General features: G+C 73.1%; 15 protein-coding genes. 14 read left to right on the top strand and 1 reads right to left on the bottom strand.

What is annotated here, in order from left to right; all coding sequences use genetic code 11:
- Together ACFYUV_RS14885 and ACFYUV_RS14880 are read left to right on the top strand one after the other, a co-directional pair.
- Window positions 1–276: a hypothetical protein gene (locus ACFYUV_RS14885; protein WP_387668961.1), complete on the top strand. Its 276-nt coding sequence runs from the start codon at window positions 1–3 to the stop codon at window positions 274–276.
- A gap of 139 nt (window positions 277–415) precedes the next feature.
- Window positions 416–979: an ArsR/SmtB family transcription factor gene (locus ACFYUV_RS14880; RefSeq protein ID WP_387668959.1), complete on the top strand. Its 564-nt coding sequence runs from the start codon at window positions 416–418 to the stop codon at window positions 977–979.
- A gap of 217 nt (window positions 980–1,196) precedes the next feature.
- Here ACFYUV_RS14880 and ACFYUV_RS14875 read toward each other — a convergent pair whose 3' ends face one another.
- Window positions 1,197–5,939, bottom strand: a complete 4,743-nt coding sequence (locus ACFYUV_RS14875; RefSeq protein ID WP_387668957.1) for an FtsK/SpoIIIE domain-containing protein — start codon at window positions 5,937–5,939, stop codon at window positions 1,197–1,199.
- A 351-nt stretch (window positions 5,940–6,290) separates the two neighbouring features.
- Here ACFYUV_RS14875 and ACFYUV_RS14870 point away from each other — a divergent pair, with 351 nt between their 5' ends.
- The 12 genes from ACFYUV_RS14870 to ACFYUV_RS14815 all read left to right on the top strand — a co-directional run bounded on the left by ACFYUV_RS14870 (window position 6,291) and on the right by ACFYUV_RS14815 (window position 16,544).
- Entirely contained in the window at window positions 6,291–6,968 is a 678-nt protein-coding gene (locus ACFYUV_RS14870; protein ID WP_387668954.1) for a hypothetical protein, read from the top strand.
- A 1-nt stretch (window position 6,969) separates the two neighbouring features.
- Window positions 6,970–7,686 carry a hypothetical protein gene (locus tag ACFYUV_RS14865; RefSeq protein WP_357969990.1) on the top strand — a complete coding sequence of 239 codons (717 nt, stop codon included), beginning with the start codon at window positions 6,970–6,972 and terminating at the stop codon, window positions 7,684–7,686.
- Window positions 7,683–8,978, top strand: a complete 1,296-nt coding sequence (locus ACFYUV_RS14860; protein WP_387668951.1) for a CpaF family protein — start codon at window positions 7,683–7,685, stop codon at window positions 8,976–8,978. Before ACFYUV_RS14865 ends, ACFYUV_RS14860 begins: the two co-directional genes overlap by 4 nt.
- 2 nt (window positions 8,979–8,980) lie before the next feature.
- On the top strand, window positions 8,981–9,829 hold the full coding sequence (locus ACFYUV_RS14855; protein ID WP_352325815.1) for a type II secretion system F family protein: 849 nt from the start codon (window positions 8,981–8,983) through the stop codon (window positions 9,827–9,829).
- The gene (locus ACFYUV_RS14850; protein WP_358282519.1) at window positions 9,822–10,742 is read left to right on the top strand and encodes a type II secretion system protein; all 921 of its coding nucleotides are present in this window, start codon (window positions 9,822–9,824) and stop codon (window positions 10,740–10,742) included. Before ACFYUV_RS14855 ends, ACFYUV_RS14850 begins: the two co-directional genes overlap by 8 nt.
- Window positions 10,742–10,975 carry a hypothetical protein gene (locus tag ACFYUV_RS14845; RefSeq protein ID WP_357969997.1) on the top strand — a complete coding sequence of 78 codons (234 nt, stop codon included), beginning with the start codon at window positions 10,742–10,744 and terminating at the stop codon, window positions 10,973–10,975. The genes ACFYUV_RS14850 and ACFYUV_RS14845 overlap by 1 nt, the downstream gene beginning before the upstream one ends.
- A complete protein-coding gene (locus tag ACFYUV_RS14840) occupies window positions 10,959–11,381 on the top strand; it encodes a TadE/TadG family type IV pilus assembly protein (protein ID WP_357969999.1) in 423 nt (140 codons plus the stop codon). The genes ACFYUV_RS14845 and ACFYUV_RS14840 overlap by 17 nt, the downstream gene beginning before the upstream one ends.
- The gene (locus ACFYUV_RS14835; RefSeq protein ID WP_387668947.1) at window positions 11,378–11,773 is read left to right on the top strand and encodes a TadE family protein; all 396 of its coding nucleotides are present in this window, start codon (window positions 11,378–11,380) and stop codon (window positions 11,771–11,773) included. Before ACFYUV_RS14840 ends, ACFYUV_RS14835 begins: the two co-directional genes overlap by 4 nt.
- A gap of 20 nt (window positions 11,774–11,793) precedes the next feature.
- Complete coding sequence (locus tag ACFYUV_RS14830; RefSeq protein WP_387668944.1) at window positions 11,794–12,180, top strand: pilus assembly protein TadG-related protein; 387 nt, start codon at window positions 11,794–11,796, stop codon at window positions 12,178–12,180.
- 70 nt (window positions 12,181–12,250) lie between these two features.
- Window positions 12,251–14,998 carry a BTAD domain-containing putative transcriptional regulator gene (locus tag ACFYUV_RS14825; protein ID WP_387668942.1) on the top strand — a complete coding sequence of 916 codons (2,748 nt, stop codon included), beginning with the start codon at window positions 12,251–12,253 and terminating at the stop codon, window positions 14,996–14,998.
- Window positions 14,995–15,615: a hypothetical protein gene (locus ACFYUV_RS14820; RefSeq protein WP_387668939.1), complete on the top strand. Its 621-nt coding sequence runs from the start codon at window positions 14,995–14,997 to the stop codon at window positions 15,613–15,615. Before ACFYUV_RS14825 ends, ACFYUV_RS14820 begins: the two co-directional genes overlap by 4 nt.
- Complete coding sequence (locus tag ACFYUV_RS14815; protein WP_387668937.1) at window positions 15,612–16,544, top strand: hypothetical protein; 933 nt, start codon at window positions 15,612–15,614, stop codon at window positions 16,542–16,544. Before ACFYUV_RS14820 ends, ACFYUV_RS14815 begins: the two co-directional genes overlap by 4 nt.
- Window positions 16,545–16,550: the final 6 nt, after the last annotated feature.

Raw genomic sequence — 16,550 nt, 5'->3', positions numbered from 1 at the left:
ATGGACCGTCAGGTCACCCGGAACCGCGAGGCCACCGGGAGCCGCCTGGCCACCGAGAGCGGCGAGACCACCGGCAACCGCCAGGCCGCCGGGAACGGCGAGGCCGCCCGGAACTGCCGGTCCCGCGCGATCGGGCTCGACCGCCCCGGCCCCAGCGCCGCGCCGTCCTTCACCGGTCATTGCAGCCCTCTGGCCGAGATCAGCCGTCGTTGCGGCGTTCGAGGTGACGTCGGCGGCGGGGGCGGCACGACCCAGTCCGGGCGTACTGAGCCATAACACGACGCCGGCGACGGCGCTGAGGGAGACGGCGGCAGAGGCCGTGAAGAGGTTTCGCATATTGCCGACAGTAGTCTGCAGAGACATCTCGGCAAAGACATGTCTGCAGATATCGTCCTCAAGGACTAGCCTGCTCCTCATGAAGGACGACGAGCCCCTGGTGCTCCACGATCCCGACCGGCTCAAGGCCCTGGCCCATCCCATGCGCCGCCGCATGCTGACCCACCTGAACATCCACGGCCCAGCCACCTCCACCACCCTCGGCGAGCTGCTCGGCGCCAAGACCGGCACCACCAGCTACCACCTGCGCCAACTGGAGAAGTACGGCTTCATCGAGGAGATCCCCGAACGCTCCTCCGGCCGCGAACGCTGGTGGCGCCGCGCCGAACTCCCCAGGGACATCCGCCTCCCCGAGCCCGGCGACCTCGGCCCGGAGGATCAGGCGGTCCTGATCGAGTTCCACCGGATCGGGCTGGAGGAGGACCGCGCCCTGCTGGACCGCCTCCCCGCCGCCTTCCAGACCGACCCCGACTGGGTGAAGGGCTCCCGGGGCCTCGCCCGCATGACCAAGGACGAGCTCAGGGAGTTCCACGACGCCTACGTGGCCCTGCTCCTGAAATACAGCCACCCCGCGGACGAGGCCCCACCCGACGCCCGCCCCCTGTACGTCCGCATGTACACCCTCCCCGCCGACGACTCCTGACCCCACAACGCCGCCGCCTGCACGCATCGGAACCCAGGGAGGCCGACCCGCCGCGGTGGCGTGGGCCTGCCCCCTCCCGTCCGACGAGCCTGACCTCGGATGCCATGTCCAGGCCGCCCGGACCCGTGCGGTGCCTCAAAGGGGGCGACATGGGATGGGTCGGGTGGCTTCGGCTGAGTGGCTCGGGCGGCTCGCGGAGGGAGGTTGGGCGCGTGGGTCAGGGGGTGTCGGGGAGGGCCGTTTGGATGGGGGTGATGTTGCCGGTGGTGACCAGGAGGCCGCGGCCAGGTGGGCCGCCGCCGGCCCCGCGGGGCAGGCGGATGCTGAACAGGTCGCCGTCGGTCGGGCCCTGGACCGAGAGGAGCACGCCCGTACGGGACTTGCGGGTCTCGGCCACGAACCCGCGATAGGCGACCGCCAGGTCACCGGTGGAGCCGGCGATCAGCAGGCCGTGATCGCCGTCCCTGCCCGAGCGGAGCACCTCCTCCAGGGACGTGCCCAGCGGTGAGTCGGGGTTGACCAGTTCGGCGTCGTCCACGACCACGACGTACTGGCCCAGGTCGGCGACCAGTTCGGATAGGTCGGCGGCGTTCCCGTCGAGGACGGCGACCGCGTCCGCCAGGTCGCGCAGCGGGCTTCGTCTGGGGGCGACGGCGACGACCGGCGTGCCCGCGGCGATGAGCGACCGCGCCGCCGTCACCAGGACGGACGACCGCCCCGACCGCGACGGCCCCGCGATCACCGCGCCCGGCCCGTGGGCCAGCAGGTCGACGCCGAGCGGGGTGAGCGCGTCCCCACCCGCCCCGACCAGCGCCCACAGCGGGGACGGCGGAGTGAACGCCGGATCGAGGTCCATCGTCTGGGACGCGGTGACCCGCATCGGCAGCGCGTCGACGCGCAGCGGCTGTTCGCCCTCCCCGGGGCGCCCCCCGCGCCCGGCGGCCTGCGGGCTCGCGCTGCGGGCCAGGGCCTGGAGGGCGGCGACCTGGGCGGGGCCCGCGGGGTCGGCGGAGAGGAGGGCGATGTGGTGTTCGGTGATGCCGTGCTCGCCCAGCGACAGGGCGCGGCCCGGAGGCATGGACGCGGGCAACCCCTTGAGCGGGAACCCGGCCAGCCCGTAGTCGGCCGTGTCGGACAGGCGCAGCAGCAGGCGGTCGTCGAAGACCGTCGAGACCTGGCCGAGCAGGCCGGACCGGTCGCTGGTGACCACCGCGCGCAACCCCACCGCCGGGCCCTCGCGCAGGAGCTGGAGCAGGGCTTCGATCAGGCGGCCGTAGTCGTAGCTCTCGAACGCGGCGACGAAGCCCTCCCAGCGGTCGAGCATGAACACCAGCCACGGCAGGCGGTGACCGGCCTGGCGGTATTCGGCGAGCGAGGCGTGGCCCGCCTCGGCCAGCAGTTGCTGGCGGCGGCCCACCTCGGCGCGCAGCCGGCCGAGCAGCCGCTCCACCCGTTCGATCTGGTCGCGGGTGACGACGGCGCCGCAGTGGGGCATCGCCATGACGGGCAGCAGCGCGCCCGACCCGCAGTCCACCGCATGGACGTGCACGTCGGCGGGCGACGTCCGGGCCGCGATGGCGCCGGCGATGGTCCGCAACGCCGTCGAGCGGCCGCTGCGCGGGGCGCCCGCGATCAGCAGGTGGCCGCCGTTGGCCAGGTCGAGCGCCAGCGGGCAACGGTCCTGCCGCCACGGACGGTCGGTCACCCCGAACGCCAACGGCGCCACCTCCTCGAACCCGCCGCCGGCCCCCTCGTACGCCACCCCAGCCGCACCTTCCGGCACCCCAGCCCCCTCGTACGGCGACGCGGGACCGGCGTGCCCGGCTCCGAGCGAGCCCTCCGGCGAGGCGGGCACCGGCGTGGCGGCGGGCAGGTCGAGCACCAGGTGGGTGGGCAGGGGGTCGAGCCACGGGCTCGGCTGGGCCGGGACGCCCGCCAACCGGCCAGCCTCGACGAGCGCGTCCGCGACCAGGCCCAGATCGGTGACCGCCGACTCCTCGGCCGGCTCCGGAGGCGGCGGAAGCGGCCTGCCGAGCGAGCGCCAGTCGACGTCGAGCACCCGCACCCGCCCGGCCGGCCCCCCGGCGGACGGAGCACGCGCGGGGCTGCGCCCGCCCACCCTGGCCGTCTGGACGGCGATCGCCGCCCCCACCCCCGACCGTACGTAACACCGGCCGGGGGTGGACTTGGAGATCGCGGCCGCGTCGGGCAGGTCGATGACGTCGGTGGACTCGGCGGGCTCGGTCACCCGCAGCGCGATCCGCAGCGAGGTGTTGGCCTGGATGTCGGCCGTGACGACGCCGGCCGGCCGCTGGGTGGCCAGGATCAGGTGGATGCCCAGCGAACGGCCCCGCCGCGCGACGTCCACCAGGCCGGCCACGAAGTCGGGCAGCTCGGCCACCAGCGCGGCGAACTCGTCGATGATCAGCACCAGGCGCGGCATGGGGGCCTGGCCGGCGTAGTCGTCGATGTCCTTGGCGCCCGCCGCCAGCAGCAGGCGTTCCCTGCGCCGGATCTCGGCCGCCAGCGAGTCGAGGGCCCGCTGGGTCAGGTGCCCGTCGAGGTCGCTGACCATGCCGACGGTGTGCGGCAGGCGTACGCACTCCTTGAAGGCCGCGCCGCCCTTGTAGTCGATCAGCACGAACGTGAGCTGGTCGGGCCGGTTGGCCACCGCCAGCGAGCAGATCAGCGTCTGCAGCAGCTCGGACTTGCCCGCGCCGGTGGTGCCGGCGATCAGCCCGTGGGGGCCGTCGAGCTTGAGATCGACCGAGAACGGGCCGTCGGGGCCGACGCCGATCAGCGCCTCGGTGGTGCCGCGGGCCCGCCACCGGCCGGCCAGCTCCTTGCCGGACGGGTCGGGCATGCCCATCAGGTCGAGCAGGCGGACGGCTCCGGGCAGGTTGCCCGACGGATCGTCCCGGCTCACGTCGCGGATGGGGGACAGGGCCCTGGCCAGCCGGTCGCACCAGGCGGCCGAGACCAGGTCGCCCAGCACCGGCCCGATCACGTCGAGACCGCCGCCGAGCAGGCGGACGAGTCCGTCGGAGCCGCAGGCCGCCACCGTCTGGCACTCCTCGGGCAGCAGCCGCTGGTCGTCGTCGATGGCGAGGGTGAACACCCCGGACCGGGGGCCCTGCCGCAGGACCTGGGGCATGTTGGGCAGGCCGCGCAGGATCTGGGCGCCGTCGAGGATCACCAGGACGTCGTGCGGACGGACGTCGTAGGAGGAGAAGCTGGGCTTCTCGGGGCCGCCCAGATCGTCCCAGCCTGTGGGGATCTTGCCGAACTCGGGGATGGCGGTGTTCTGGCGTTCGTCGATGAGCGCGGCCAGCTCGGCGACGCGGCGGGCGGCCGACTCGGGGTCGGTGCCGACCAGGGCCACGCAGTCTTCGCCCGCACGCGGGGCGCAGTGCGGCAGCCAGCGCGTCCAGCCCCAGCGGCGTTCGCCGTCGGCGCGCGCGGACACGACCACGATGGCCAGGTCGCGCGGGCTGTGCAGGGTGGCGGCCTGGGCGATCAGCCAGCCGGCCAGGCTGGTCGCGGCCCCGCGCGGGCCGGTGACGCCCGCGACGCCGAGCCGGCGCATGGCCAGCGCCACGGGCACGGTGCGGCAGAGCGGCGGCTCGATCGGACCGCCCTGCTCCTCCGACAGGTCGAGGTTGGCGGGCAGGTCGGCGAGGCCGACGCGCAGCCGCAGGGAGTCGGCGTCATGGATGCGGCGCTCCCACAGACGCCTGCGCGGCCCGGTCGCCGTGAGCAGGACCTGGGCCGGGTCGGGCGCGTCGGACCTGCGCGCGGCCTCGTCGGCGGCCCTGGCCCGCTCGACCTCCTCGTCGTAGGCCCGGACGCGTTCGCCGAACTCCCTGAGCGCCTGCTTGTGCTTCTTCCTGCCGTGGCGGCGGTCGCTGACCCACTGGCCGATCATGATGATCGGCGTCATCAGGGCGACGAGCAGGTAGTAGGGGGCGTGGAGGGCGAACGCCAGCGTCACGCCGAGCACGGCGGGCAGGAGCGCGGCCAGCAACTGCAGCCGCATGCCCTCGGACCTGGTCGGCTCCTTGGGCTTGACGAACCTGCGCTCCGGCTCGGGACGGCGCAGCCTGGGCGGCCGGTTGTAGGCGAGCCCGCCCTCGCCCCTGGGCGCGAGGTGGGCGTCCTTGGGCTCGATGGAGGTGAGCACGAACACCGAGGACCCGCAGGTCAGCACCGCCTGGTCGGGCCACTCGGCGGGCCCGGTGAGCGCCCTGCCGTCGAGCTCGGGCATGTCGCCCTGCTCGGCGGCGAACTCGGCCGCCTCCCGCTCGGCGACCCGCGCGGTCAGCTCGGCCACCTCCTCGGCCCACCGCCCCTTCAGCTTCAGCCTGGAGGGCTGCTCGGAGCTCTGCCGGTGCGCCCGTTCGACGGTGATCGCGTCAGGCGTCACGCGCACGGCGACGGCCTCGGCGGCCAGGAGGGGATCGGCGACGGCCATCGCGCAGGTCGGGTCGGACCCGATGACGTGCACGCCCAGCCCCAGCCGGTGGACGGCCCCCGCCGCCGGGCCGCCGATCACGCGGATCTCGGCCACCCCGCCGGGCTCCTCCACCACGGTGGCGCGGGCCAGGCGCGGGTCGAGCGTGACCTTGTCGCCGTCGCGCAGGACGGCCGCCGCCGGCGCCCGCGGATCGAGCGGACGCCCGTCACGCCAGAGCAGCGCGCCGGAATCGCCGGGCACGTCGGCGGGGACGTCGAGCCGGTCGGGGACGCGCGGACGGGGGATGCGCGCCTCGGCCCCGCCCCGCACCCCGGCCTCGGGCGCCAGGCCGTAGGGCGCCCGCGTCCGCGGCAGGTGGACGACCTTCGCCATGGACGTGCGCCCGCTCAGCGCCTCGGTCACCCCGGCCACCGTGGCGCCGCCGTCGCCGTCGATCACGACGTCACGGTCGCCCTGCTCGCCGAGCACGGTGAGCATGATCCGCATGTGCCGTCTCCTCGCTCGACCTCGGGCGCCAAGGTAGCGCCAGAAGCGAGAGTAGGTGTCCCGGTTGACGCCACCGGCATGAGAACGCGGTTCTGTGGATAACTCGCGCGCCCAGTGTCACGATCAAGCCTGAAAAACTTGTGACTAATGCGACTGAAGATAAAACTGTGACCAGCATGCCGATAAATCGGTATTCGTCAACTTGGTAGAGACAATAGGCATCGATTATTCCGGGTTGACATCGCGCCACCTGCGAAACAAGCATGGGTCCTCGCATTCCGCCCACGCCCCACCCGGACGCCCCACATAATGGGCGTGAATTCCGCATTTCACAATGGGAGCCCCCCACCCATGAGGACCAGTGAAAAACCTGTCGCCGACAACGCGGCGGCGGGGTTGTCCGGCCCGGCCTCGCGCAAGCTCCCCGTGCCCCCACGCGAACGCAAGCCGGCCCTCGCCGCGCTGGCGGTCCTGCTCATACTCGGCGGAGCGCTGGCCACCACGCTGCTCGTGCTGCGCAGCGGCGACCGCGTCTCCGCCATCAGGATCACCCAGCAGGTCGGCGCGGGCCAGAAGTTCGTGGACGGCATGCTCGAAGAGGTGAAGATCGCCTCGGACACGGGCGTCGACTACGTCCCCTGGTCCCGGCGGTCGGAGGTGACCAAGAGCTTCGCCGCGGTCACCATCCTGCCGGGCACCCTGCTGACCAACCAGATGGGCAGCAAGGCCAGCGACGAACTGGGCCCGGGAAAGGCGACCGTCGGACTCGCCCTCAAACCCGGCCAAATGCCCGCCGGCATTCAACAGGGCGACCGCGTCCAGGTCGTGTACGTGCCGAACCGGACGGCTCAGGGGCAAAGTCGCGTACTGGCCGAGAGCGCGCTCGTGTTCAGCACGGGCGACAAGAATCGGACCGGCGGTAATTCCGGGCAGATCACCGTGATCGTCGATTCGTCGGACTCACCGCAAATACTCGCCTATGCCTCCAGCGGAGAGATCGCGGTGGCCGAGCTCCCGGGAGCGCGCTGACGTGGCGCTGATCGTTCTGGCCGCCGACAAGGGCGCGCCCGGCGTGACCACCGCGGCCACCGCCCTCGCGGCGGTGTGGCCGCGGCCCGTGCTGCTGGCCGAGTGCGACCCGGCCGGCGGCGACCTCGCCTACCGGCTGCCGGCCGCCGACGGCGGCGTGCTCAATCCGGGCAAGGGCCTGCTCACGCTCGGCGCGACCGCCCGCAGGGGCCTCGAACCCGCCCAGATCCACCAGCACACGCAGAAGATCATCGGCGGGCTCGACGTGCTGGCCGGGCTCACCCACGGCGAGCAGGCGGCCGGGCTCACCTGGCTCTGGGGCCCGCTGGGCAGATCGCTGGCCGCCATCCCCGACGCCGACGTGATCGCCGACTGCGGCCGCCTGGGCTCCCACCCGCAGATCGCCGACCTCCTCGCCGAGGCCGAGCAGGTGCTCCTGCTCACCAGGGCGACCCTCGACCACGTCGCCCACCTGCGCGAACGCCTCCAGATCACCAAGGCGCACGGCGTCGTCGTGATCGCCGACCCGCGCAACTACCGGGCCTCGATCGAAGACGTGCGCAGGATCGTCGGTCCCATCGTCCAGTTCGTCCACGGGCTGGCCCACGACGCCAAGGGCGCCGAGCTGCTGCGCGGGCAGTGGGGCGGCCGGCTCGACCGGTCCCTGCTCATCCGCACGGCCCGGGACCTCGCCGCGAGGCTGGTGAGCCACCGATGATCGACCACTCGCTCGTCAAGCGTTTCCGCCAGGAGGTCGGCGACCGGCTGGCCCAGCAGCGCCGGATCGACCAGGCGAGCGGCGTCCCGCCGATGTCCGGCGAGGACGAGCGCCAGTTCGCCAGGGCGCTGATCTCACAGGTGCTGGAGGAGCACGCGCGCAACGAGATCGGCCTCGGCCGCACGCCGCCCACCATCGAGGAGGAGGAGGCCCTGGCGGCCGGCATCCACGCCGCGCTGTTCGGCGTGGGCCGACTCCAGCCGCTGCTCGACGACCCCGAGGTCGAGAACATCGACATCAACGGCTGCGACCGCGTGTTCGTCAGCTACGCCGACGGCCAGGAGCTCATGCAGGAGCCGGTCGCCGAGTCCGACGACGAGCTGGTCGAGCTGATCCAGATCCTGGCGGCGTACTCGGGGCTGTCCAGCAGGCCGTTCGACACCGCCAACCCCCAGCTCGACCTGCGGCTGCCCGACGGCTCCCGGCTGAGCGCGGTCATGGACGTCACCGTGCGCCCGGCCGTGTCGATCCGCCGCTCCCGCCTCGGCAAGGTCTTCCTGTCCGACCTGACCGGCAACGGCACGATCAGCCCGGAGGTCGGGAGGTTCCTGACGGCCGCCGTCGCCGCCCGCAAGAACCTCATGATCGCCGGATCCACCAACGCCGGCAAGACCACCCTGCTGCGGGCGCTGGCCAACGAGATCCCGCCCAGCGAGCGCCTGATCACCGTCGAACGCGCCCTTGAGCTGGGCCTCGACCAGTTCCCCGAGCTCCACCCCAACGTGGTGGCCTTCGAGCAGCGCCTGCCCAACTCCGAGGGCCAGGGCGAGATCTCCATGGCCGAGCTGGTCAGGCGCTCGCTGCGGATGAACCCCAGCCGCGTCATCGTCGGCGAGGTGCTGGGCGACGAGATCGTCACCATGCTCAACGCGATGACCCAGGGCAACGACGGCTCGTTGTCGACGATCCACGCCAACTCCAGCATGGAGGTCTTCAACCGCATCGCCACCTACGCCCTGCAGGCCGGCGAGCGCCTGCCGATCGACGCCACCCACATGCTCATCGCGGGCGCGATCGACTTCGTCGTCTTCATCGAGAAGCGCAACGACTACCACGTCGGCGGCACCCTGCGTCGCTACGTCTCCAGCATCCGCGAGGTCAACGGCTGCGACGGCCGCGTGTTGTCGAGCGAGGTGTTCGTGCCCGGTCCCGACGGCACGGCCGTCCCGCACGCGCCGGTCTCGTGCCTGGAGGAGCTCGTCGCCCACGGCTACAACCCGGGAGGCTGGTGAGGATGGCGTTCGACCTCGACCCGCTCGCGATGGTGGCGGGCGCGGCCGCCGGCGGCGGCCTCTTCCTGTTCTTCCTCGCTCTGTACGGCCTGCGCCGCCGCCCGTCCCAGCCCAGACGGCCGCTCGTCAAGATGCTGACCACCCGCACCGCCGTCGCCGCGGTGGCCGCCGGCCTGGTCCTGGTGGTCACGGGCTGGCCCGTCATGGCGGTGGGTACGGTGCTGCTGGTGTTCGCCTGGCGCGGCCTGTCCGGCGGCGCGGCCGAGGAACGCGCCGCCATGCGCCGCCTGGAAGGGCTGGCCGCCTGGACCGAGTCGCTGCGCGACACCATCGCCGGGGCGGCCGGGCTGGAGCAGGCCATCCCGTCCTCGATCAGGGCCGCCGCGCCCACGCTCCGGCCCCACCTGCGGGCCATGGTCGACCGCCTGCACACCAGGATGGCGCTGCCGGAGGCGCTGTCCCGCTTCGCCGACGAGCTCGACGACCCCTCGGCCGACCTGGTGATCGCCGCGCTCATCCTCAACTCCCGGCTGCGCGGCCCCGGCCTGCGCGACGTGCTCGGCGCGCTCGCCGTCTCGGCCCGCGAAGAGCTCGACATGCGCCGCCGCGTCGAGGCCGAACGCCGCTCGACCAGGCGCAGCGTGCAGATCGTGGTGATCACGGCACTGGTCTTCGCCGGGCTGCTCATCCTGTTCAACCCCGCCTACGTCAGCGAGTACGGCTCCACCCTCGGCCAGGCCGTGCTCGTGGTCGTCGGCGGCCTGTTCGGCGCCGGGTTCGCGTGGATGCGGCGGCTGGCCAGGTTCGACAAGCCCACCCGGCTGCTGATGGGGGGAGGCGGCCATGGTTGAGGGCGTACTGGCCGGAGCGGTGCTCGGCCTCGGCCTGTTCGTGCTGGTACGCGCGCTGTTCCCGGCCCGTCCCGGGCTCGTGGCGCGGCTGCTGGCGCTCGACGCCGTCCGCGAGGACGCCGACGCCCCGCGCATCCAGCTCCTGCTGCCCGACGAGGAGGTCAGCGCGTTCCGCCGCGGCCTCGGCGCCCGCCTGGCCCGCCTCTACGGCGCCCGCGGCTGGGAGGCCCGCTCGGTCAAGTCCGACCTGGCCCTGCTCGGACGCTCGTTCGAGGCGTTCCTGGCCACCAAGGTGCTGCTCGCCGCGAGCGGCCTGCTGGCCTTCCCGATCCTGCTCGGCTGGCTGGCGCTCATGGGGTGGGGCGTGTCGTTCACGGTGCCGTTCTGGTCGGCCGTGCTCGTGGCGCTGCTCTTCTTCTTCCTGCCCGACCTGCAGATCCGCAAGGAGGCCGCGGCCATGCGACGCGACTTCCGGCACGTCGTGGGCGCCTTCCTCGACCTGGTCTCGATGAACCTGGCGGGCGGGCGCGGCGTGCCCGAGGCGCTGATGATGGCCGTGTCGGTCAGCGGCGAGCAGCCCAACTGGGCGATGGGCCGCATCCGCGACGCGCTCGGCGGCGCCCGGATCGTCGGCATCACCCCGTGGCAGGCGCTCGGCCAGCTCGGCGAGGAGATCAACGTCGACGAGCTGCGCGACCTGTCGGCCGCGCTCGGCCTGGTGGCCGACGACGGCGCCAAGGTGCGCGCCTCGCTCACCGCCAGGGCCGCCACCCTGCGCCGGCGCGAACTGGCCGAGATCGAGGGACGCGCGGGCGAACGTTCGCAGTCGATGCTCGTGGCCCAGCTCCTCCTGTGCGCCGGTTTCGTGATCTTTCTCAGTTTTCCCGCCGCGATGAAGATGTTGGGGGCCTGATGAACCATCCCTGGATCGTCTATCTCACCGCCTACCTGGGGGTGCGGATCCAGCGCGCCCGCACCGCGCCCAGCAGGGGCGCCTCCGCCGTCGAGTGGGTGATCATCACGGCCATCATCGCGGGCGTCGCGCTCGGGCTGGCCACGCTGATCAAGACCCTGGTCGAGCAGAAGTCCAGCGAGATCCAGGGCACGTTCGGCGGTGGCGGCGGCGGTGGTGGCGGAGACTCGTGAGCGGGGCGCGACCGTGATCGAGCTGGCGTTGCTGATGCCGGTCATCCTCGCGGTCGCGCTCCTCGTCGTGCAGGTCGCGCTCTGGTTCCACGGTCGCCAGATCGCCGAGGCGGCGGCCAGGGAAGGCGCGCGGGTGGCCAGGTCGGCGCCGTTCGACTCGGGCGACTGGCAGGGCGCGGCCACGGCGAAGGCCACCGACATCGTCAAGGCGGTCGGCCCGCGGCTGCTGGAGAACGCCGCGGCCACCACCTCCGAGCGCGACCCCGACCAGCGCTTCGTCACGGTCACGGGCAGCGCCGTGCAGGTCGTGCCGCTGCTGCCGCCGCTCACCTTCACGATCACGGCGACCGCGGGCGGGCCGATCGAGTGCTTCCGTCCCGACAACGGCGGTGATGACTGCCGATGAAGCCGGGCGAGCGCGGCTCGATGGCCGTGGAGACGGTGATGCTCGCCCCTGTCTTCCTGCTGTTCCTCATGTTCCTGGTCGGGGCGGGGGTGCTGGTGGAGACGCAGGGGCGGGTCAACGGCGCGGCCAGGGACGCCGCGCGGGCCGCGTCCGTGCAGCGGAGTTTCGACGACGCCGGCGCCGCGGCGGAGAGCACCGCCAAGACCGCGCTGGACGACAAGTGCGGCGCCAGCACGGTGAACCTGGACGGATCCACCTGGGAGGCGGGCGGCCAGGTGCAGGCGGAGGTGACCTGCGAGCTCGACCTAGGCTTCCTGGGGTTCGGCGGCACCAAGCGGCTGACGGGCACCGCCGTGGTGCCCCTTGAGCAGCTCGTCAGGAGGGAGCCGTGAAGGCGGGGGAGCGGGGGTCCATGTCGGTCTTCACCGTGCTCTTCTCGGTCGTGGTGTTCCTCCTGGCCGGGCTGCTGGTCGACGGCGGCGCGGCGATCAACGCCCGGCTGCGCGCCGCCGACGTCGCCGAGCAGGCCGCGCGGGCGGGCGCGGACGAGATCGACGTCGACCGCCTGCGCACCGGCGGCGAGGTCGCCCTGCTGGACGAGGGCCAGGTCTGCGCCAGGGCCGACGAGATCGTCGCGGCCCAGGGCGGCGACGGCGTGGCCCGCGGCTCCTGCTCGGTCCAGCAGCAGCAGGTGACGGTCAGCGTCTCGGTGCGGTGGGAGGCGTTCTTCCTCGGGGCCCTCGGGTTCCCGGGCTCGGAGATGAACGGCGAGGCCACGGCCGCCCCGGAAGCCAGGTAGACCGATTCCCGCCACTCGGTGGCCGGGGCAACGCACGAGGCAGGACGCTGGACGGAAGAAGGGAGCGGCGATGCCGACGCGAGAGCCGACGCGAGAGCCGGCGCGCCCCCCGGGGCGGCACCAGCCCAGGCGGCCGCCTGCGCGCATCCCGGCCAGGCGGACCTTCGGCGACGTGCTCGCCGGGCTCGCGGCGCTGGTGGCGCTGGTGGCGTTGGTGGGCGGGGTGCCGTACGCGCTGCTCAGGTTCGCCGGGCCGCCGGTCACGTCCGAGATGCTCGATCTGCGGTTCTTCACCGCCGAGGCCGGGCCGAGCACGATCCAGGCCGTCCTGGTGCTGCTGGTGTGGCTGGCCTGGTTCCAGCTCTTCGTGTGCGTGCTGGTCGAGGTGTACGCCGGTGTCCGAAGAGTCGGGATGCCTGCCCGCGTACCGCTGTCGGGCGGCACGCAGGCGCTGGCCAACAAGCTCGTCGGCGCGGTGCTGCTGCTGTTCACGGCCGGGGCCATGATCGCGCCCATCGCGCGGATGGCCGCGCCGCCCGCCGCGCCGCCGGTCACCGCGGTCGCCTACTCCGCGCCGATCGTCGAGCAGACGCTGGAGACCCACAAGACCAAGAAGGTGTACGTCGTGCAGCCCCCGCACGGGAGGCACCACGAGAGCCTGTGGGAGATCGCGGAGAAGTGCCTGGGAGACGGCCGCCGATATCCCGAAATTTACCGACTCAACCAGGCCAAGGAGCAGCCGGACGGCACCCGCCTGCGCATGGCCGACCTGATCAGGCCCGGCTGGGTGCTCGACATGCCGGACGACGCCAGGAACGTGCACATCGTCCCCGCCGGCCAGTCCCGCGAGCAGACGCTGCGCGAGCACCCAGGCGTGGCCCACACCCGCGCCCAGCCCGACGCCCGGCACCACGCCGCCAAGAAGGCCACGGAGGGCACGGAGGGCAGGGCCGCCGAGAAGAGCGACAAGGACCAGGCCAGGCACCGCAAGCCCGACGTCCGGCAGGACCAGCCCGAGATCACCATCAGGGAGGCCCAGAGCCTCGACCTGATCGACTACCTGGCCGGAGCGTCGCTGGCCGCCGCCGGGCTGCTGGCCCTGCTGGCCAGGCGGCGGCGGGAGCAGTTGTGGCGCAGGGTGTTCGGGCGCCGGATCGTCCGGCCGCGCGACGACGCCGCCCAGGCCGAGGTCGCGCTCAGGCTGGGCGGCGACGCGCCGGGCGCGCGCATCCTCGACATCGGGCTGCGGCTGCTCGGCGCCGAGCTGGCCGCCCAGCACCGCACCCCGCCCACCGTCTACGGCGCCCACCTGTCCCCGCGCACGCTCGACCTGTGGATCCACCCGCCGGACGACGACCCGCCCGAGCCGTGGACGGCCCAGGACGGCGGCCAGGTCTGGCGCCTGCCCGCCCACGAAGGCCGCCTGCTGGAGGAGCAGCTGGGCGGCGCGCCGTACCCGGGGCTGGTCTCGATCGGCACGGACGCGAGCGGCCGGGTGCTGATCGACCTGGAGGCCGCGCAGGGCCTGATCAACGTCCGCGGCCCGCAGACCACCGCGGCGCTGGCCGCGCTCGCCGTCGAGCTGGCCACCAACCGCTGGTCCGACCGCATGCGCATCACGCTTGTCGGGTTCGGCGAGGAGCTGACCGCGATCGCCCCCGACCGGATCAGGGCCGTCGGCGGCCTGGCCGAGGTGCTGCCCGAGCTGGAGGCGACCGCCGCGCCGCGCCGGGAGGTGCTGACCGGACGCGTCTCCGGCAGCCCGCGCGAGGCCCACTACCTGCTGTCGGCCGTGGCGCCCACGCACGAGGAGGCCCGCCGCCTGGCGCTGCTGGCCCGCCGGGACACCGCCGGGTACGTCCTGGCCGGCGACGTCCCGCACGCCACCTGGACGCTGGAGATCGGCGACGACGGCAAGGCGCGCATCGCCGAGCTGGGCTTCGAGGTCGAGGCCCAGCTCCTGCCGCGCCGCCACTACAAGGCGCTGATCGACCTCTTCCGCACCGCCGGACGGCTCGACGGCGAGGCCTACCCCGAGGCCGAGCCGCTGGAGGGCCTGCACCCGCCCGCCGTCGAGATCAGGATGCTCGGCCCGATCGAGATCGCCGGGCTCGCGCCCCTCGAAGAGGGCCGCATGGCGCTGGCCACCGAGCTGCTGATCTACCTGGCCACGCACCCCGGCGGCGTGCATCCCGTCGTGCTCGGTGGCGTGTTGTGGCCGCGCGGGGTCCAGACCATGGTCAGGGACGCCACCATCGCCCGCGTCGCCGACTGGCTCGGCCCCGAGCACCTGCACGTCGACGAGGCCGGGCGGCTCAGGCTCGGCCCCGAGGTCCGTACGGACTGGGCCCTGTTCCGCGAGCTGGTCCGCCGCTCCCAGCACGACCCGACGGCCCGCACCGTCCTGCTGGAGAAGGCGCTCGGCCTGGTACGCGGCCCGCTTTTGGCCAACCGCCCGTCCGGCCGGTACGCCTGGCTGGCGGCCGACGACCTGGAGTACGACGTCGCGGCCGGCGTGGCCGACGCGGCCCACCGGCTGTGTGAGCTGCGGCTGGCCCAGGACGAGCCGGACGCGGCGGTGGCGGCCGTCCGGGCGGCGTTGCTGCTGGCCACCGACGACGAGGGGCTCTGGCGCGACCTGCTGCGGGCCACCCACGCCACCGGGGACGCCGTCCGCATGCGGGCCGTGGTCGAGGTCCTGACCCGCAGGGCCGCCTCCCACCCGTACGGCGGCGGGATGGCCCCGGAGACCGAGGCGTTGATCGAGGAACTGCTGCCCTCGTGGCGCATCCACGTGGTGAGGGAGTCGTCCGCATGAGACGTATGACGGTGATCGCGCTCGTCCTGCTGGTGGCGGGGTGCGGGCAGGCCGAGCGGCCGTACACACCGCAGCCGGGCCCGTCAGGGACCGCCTCGGCGGCGGCGCCCACGACGGGAGGCTCGGCGCGGCCCTCCGCGGACGCGCCCGGCGTCGAGACGGTCGAGGTCGGCGGCGGGAAGCTGCGGGTCGACATCGACTGGCCCGCCCGGCGCGACCCGCTCATGCGCGTCATCACCGACTGGTACCTCGCCTCCCGCAAGGTGATGGTCTCGGGAAGCGATCGATACCTGAAGGATCTGGATCTCGAACTCCAGGCGGTGCGCCAGGCGTATGACGGAGTACGCCGGTACACCGAGGAGGACAGAAGGGTGCAGGGCGTCGCCAGACTGTACGGCCTGCGGGTCACGAAGGTGCTGGACAAGGGCGCGCAGATCGACACCTGCGTGGACGAGTCGAAGGCACGCGTGGTCAGCGCGAGCAGCGGCGAGGCCGTCTCGCCCCAGCCCTCCATCATGCGCGCCCCCTACCTCCAGAGGGCCCTCGCGCACCGCGGCGACGACGGCGTGTGGCGGATCCGGGAATTCCTCTATGACAAGGAAGGATGCGCGCGATGAACCGCGTGATCTCGCTGGCCACCGCGGCCCTGATGCTGCTGGGCCAGCTCGACGACCCCGGCGAGACGGCCGGCAGCCCCATCGAGCACGGCCGGACCAGAGGGATCGAGCTGCGCAACTCTCGGATCGTCATCTCCGGCAACGGCGCCAAGGGCGGCAACACTGACGGATACGTCCTTAAACGCCCCTGCTGGTACGAGCCCGGCATGACAGGCGCCGAGATGCTGAAGTCGCAGGAGGCCCTGCGCGACTACTGGTTCAGGTACACCAAGGACGCGTCCGAGGAGGGCTTCCAGGAGTTCCTCAAGCAGTTCAAGGACAAGGTCGGCAAGGACGGACGCTGGTGGGGCCCGGCGTACGACGCCTCCGACCCGAAGGGCCAGGTCTGCTTCGCGGCGCTCGACCCGTTCGTGTTCGTGCCGCCGGGCACGACACCGCCCGCCGGGATCACGATCCGGGAGCTCGCCGAGATCGCCAGGGCGTCCCTGACCGTGCCCGAGCCCACGATCAGGCTGAGCCCCGACGCCAAGAGCTTCGTCAACCTGCCCACCTGGGTCTGGCTGGAGGGCCTGGGCGAGCGGCGCAGATCGGTGACCGCGGAGATCCCGGGCGTCATGAGCGTGACCGTGGTGGCCACGCTGAAGAGCATCAAGATCGACCCGGGCACTACGAAGGAGCGGGCGGAGGTGCACGAGGAGGGCTGCGGGGCGGCCGGACGTCCGTACGCCAAGGGGGCCGCGTTCACCTGCGGCGTGCGTTACCTGCGGGCCTCCATCGACCAGCCGCGCGAGGCGTACCGGCTCACCGTCACCACGTCGTGGCCGGTGGAGACGACGGGTGACGCGGTGCCGTTCCAGTTCGCGCCGGTCGAGGCGGGGGCGACCCGGGACGTGCCGGTCGGCGAGATCCAGAGCAACGTGAAGCCGTAAGGAGCC

This window comes from Nonomuraea sp. NPDC003560 (genome assembly GCF_042878785.1).
GTDB lineage: Bacteria > Actinomycetota > Actinomycetes > Streptosporangiales > Streptosporangiaceae > Nonomuraea.
The sequence above is the reverse complement of the archived record's forward strand: the minus strand, read 5'-3'. Positions and strand labels throughout refer to the sequence as shown.

Bases quoted from the DNA above. Each gene is read 5' to 3' on its own strand.
- ACFYUV_RS14885 (WP_387668961.1), top strand. From the start codon at position 1: ATGGACCGTCAGGTCACCCGGAACCGCGAGGCCACCGGGAGCCGCCTG.
- ACFYUV_RS14880 (WP_387668959.1), top strand. From the start codon at position 416: ATGAAGGACGACGAGCCCCTGGTGCTCCACGATCCCGACCGGCTCAAG.
- ACFYUV_RS14875 (WP_387668957.1), bottom strand. From the start codon at position 5,939: ATGCGGATCATGCTCACCGTGCTCGGCGAGCAGGGCGACCGTGACGTC.
- ACFYUV_RS14870 (WP_387668954.1), top strand. From the start codon at position 6,291: ATGAGGACCAGTGAAAAACCTGTCGCCGACAACGCGGCGGCGGGGTTG.
- ACFYUV_RS14860 (WP_387668951.1), top strand. From the start codon at position 7,683: ATGATCGACCACTCGCTCGTCAAGCGTTTCCGCCAGGAGGTCGGCGAC.
- ACFYUV_RS14855 (WP_352325815.1), top strand. From the start codon at position 8,981: ATGGCGTTCGACCTCGACCCGCTCGCGATGGTGGCGGGCGCGGCCGCC.
- ACFYUV_RS14850 (WP_358282519.1), top strand. From the start codon at position 9,822: ATGGTTGAGGGCGTACTGGCCGGAGCGGTGCTCGGCCTCGGCCTGTTC.
- ACFYUV_RS14845 (WP_357969997.1), top strand. From the start codon at position 10,742: ATGAACCATCCCTGGATCGTCTATCTCACCGCCTACCTGGGGGTGCGG.
- ACFYUV_RS14835 (WP_387668947.1), top strand. From the start codon at position 11,378: ATGAAGCCGGGCGAGCGCGGCTCGATGGCCGTGGAGACGGTGATGCTC.
- ACFYUV_RS14830 (WP_387668944.1), top strand. From the start codon at position 11,794: ATGTCGGTCTTCACCGTGCTCTTCTCGGTCGTGGTGTTCCTCCTGGCC.
- ACFYUV_RS14825 (WP_387668942.1), top strand. From the start codon at position 12,251: ATGCCGACGCGAGAGCCGACGCGAGAGCCGGCGCGCCCCCCGGGGCGG.
- ACFYUV_RS14820 (WP_387668939.1), top strand. From the start codon at position 14,995: ATGAGACGTATGACGGTGATCGCGCTCGTCCTGCTGGTGGCGGGGTGC.
- ACFYUV_RS14815 (WP_387668937.1), top strand. From the start codon at position 15,612: ATGAACCGCGTGATCTCGCTGGCCACCGCGGCCCTGATGCTGCTGGGC.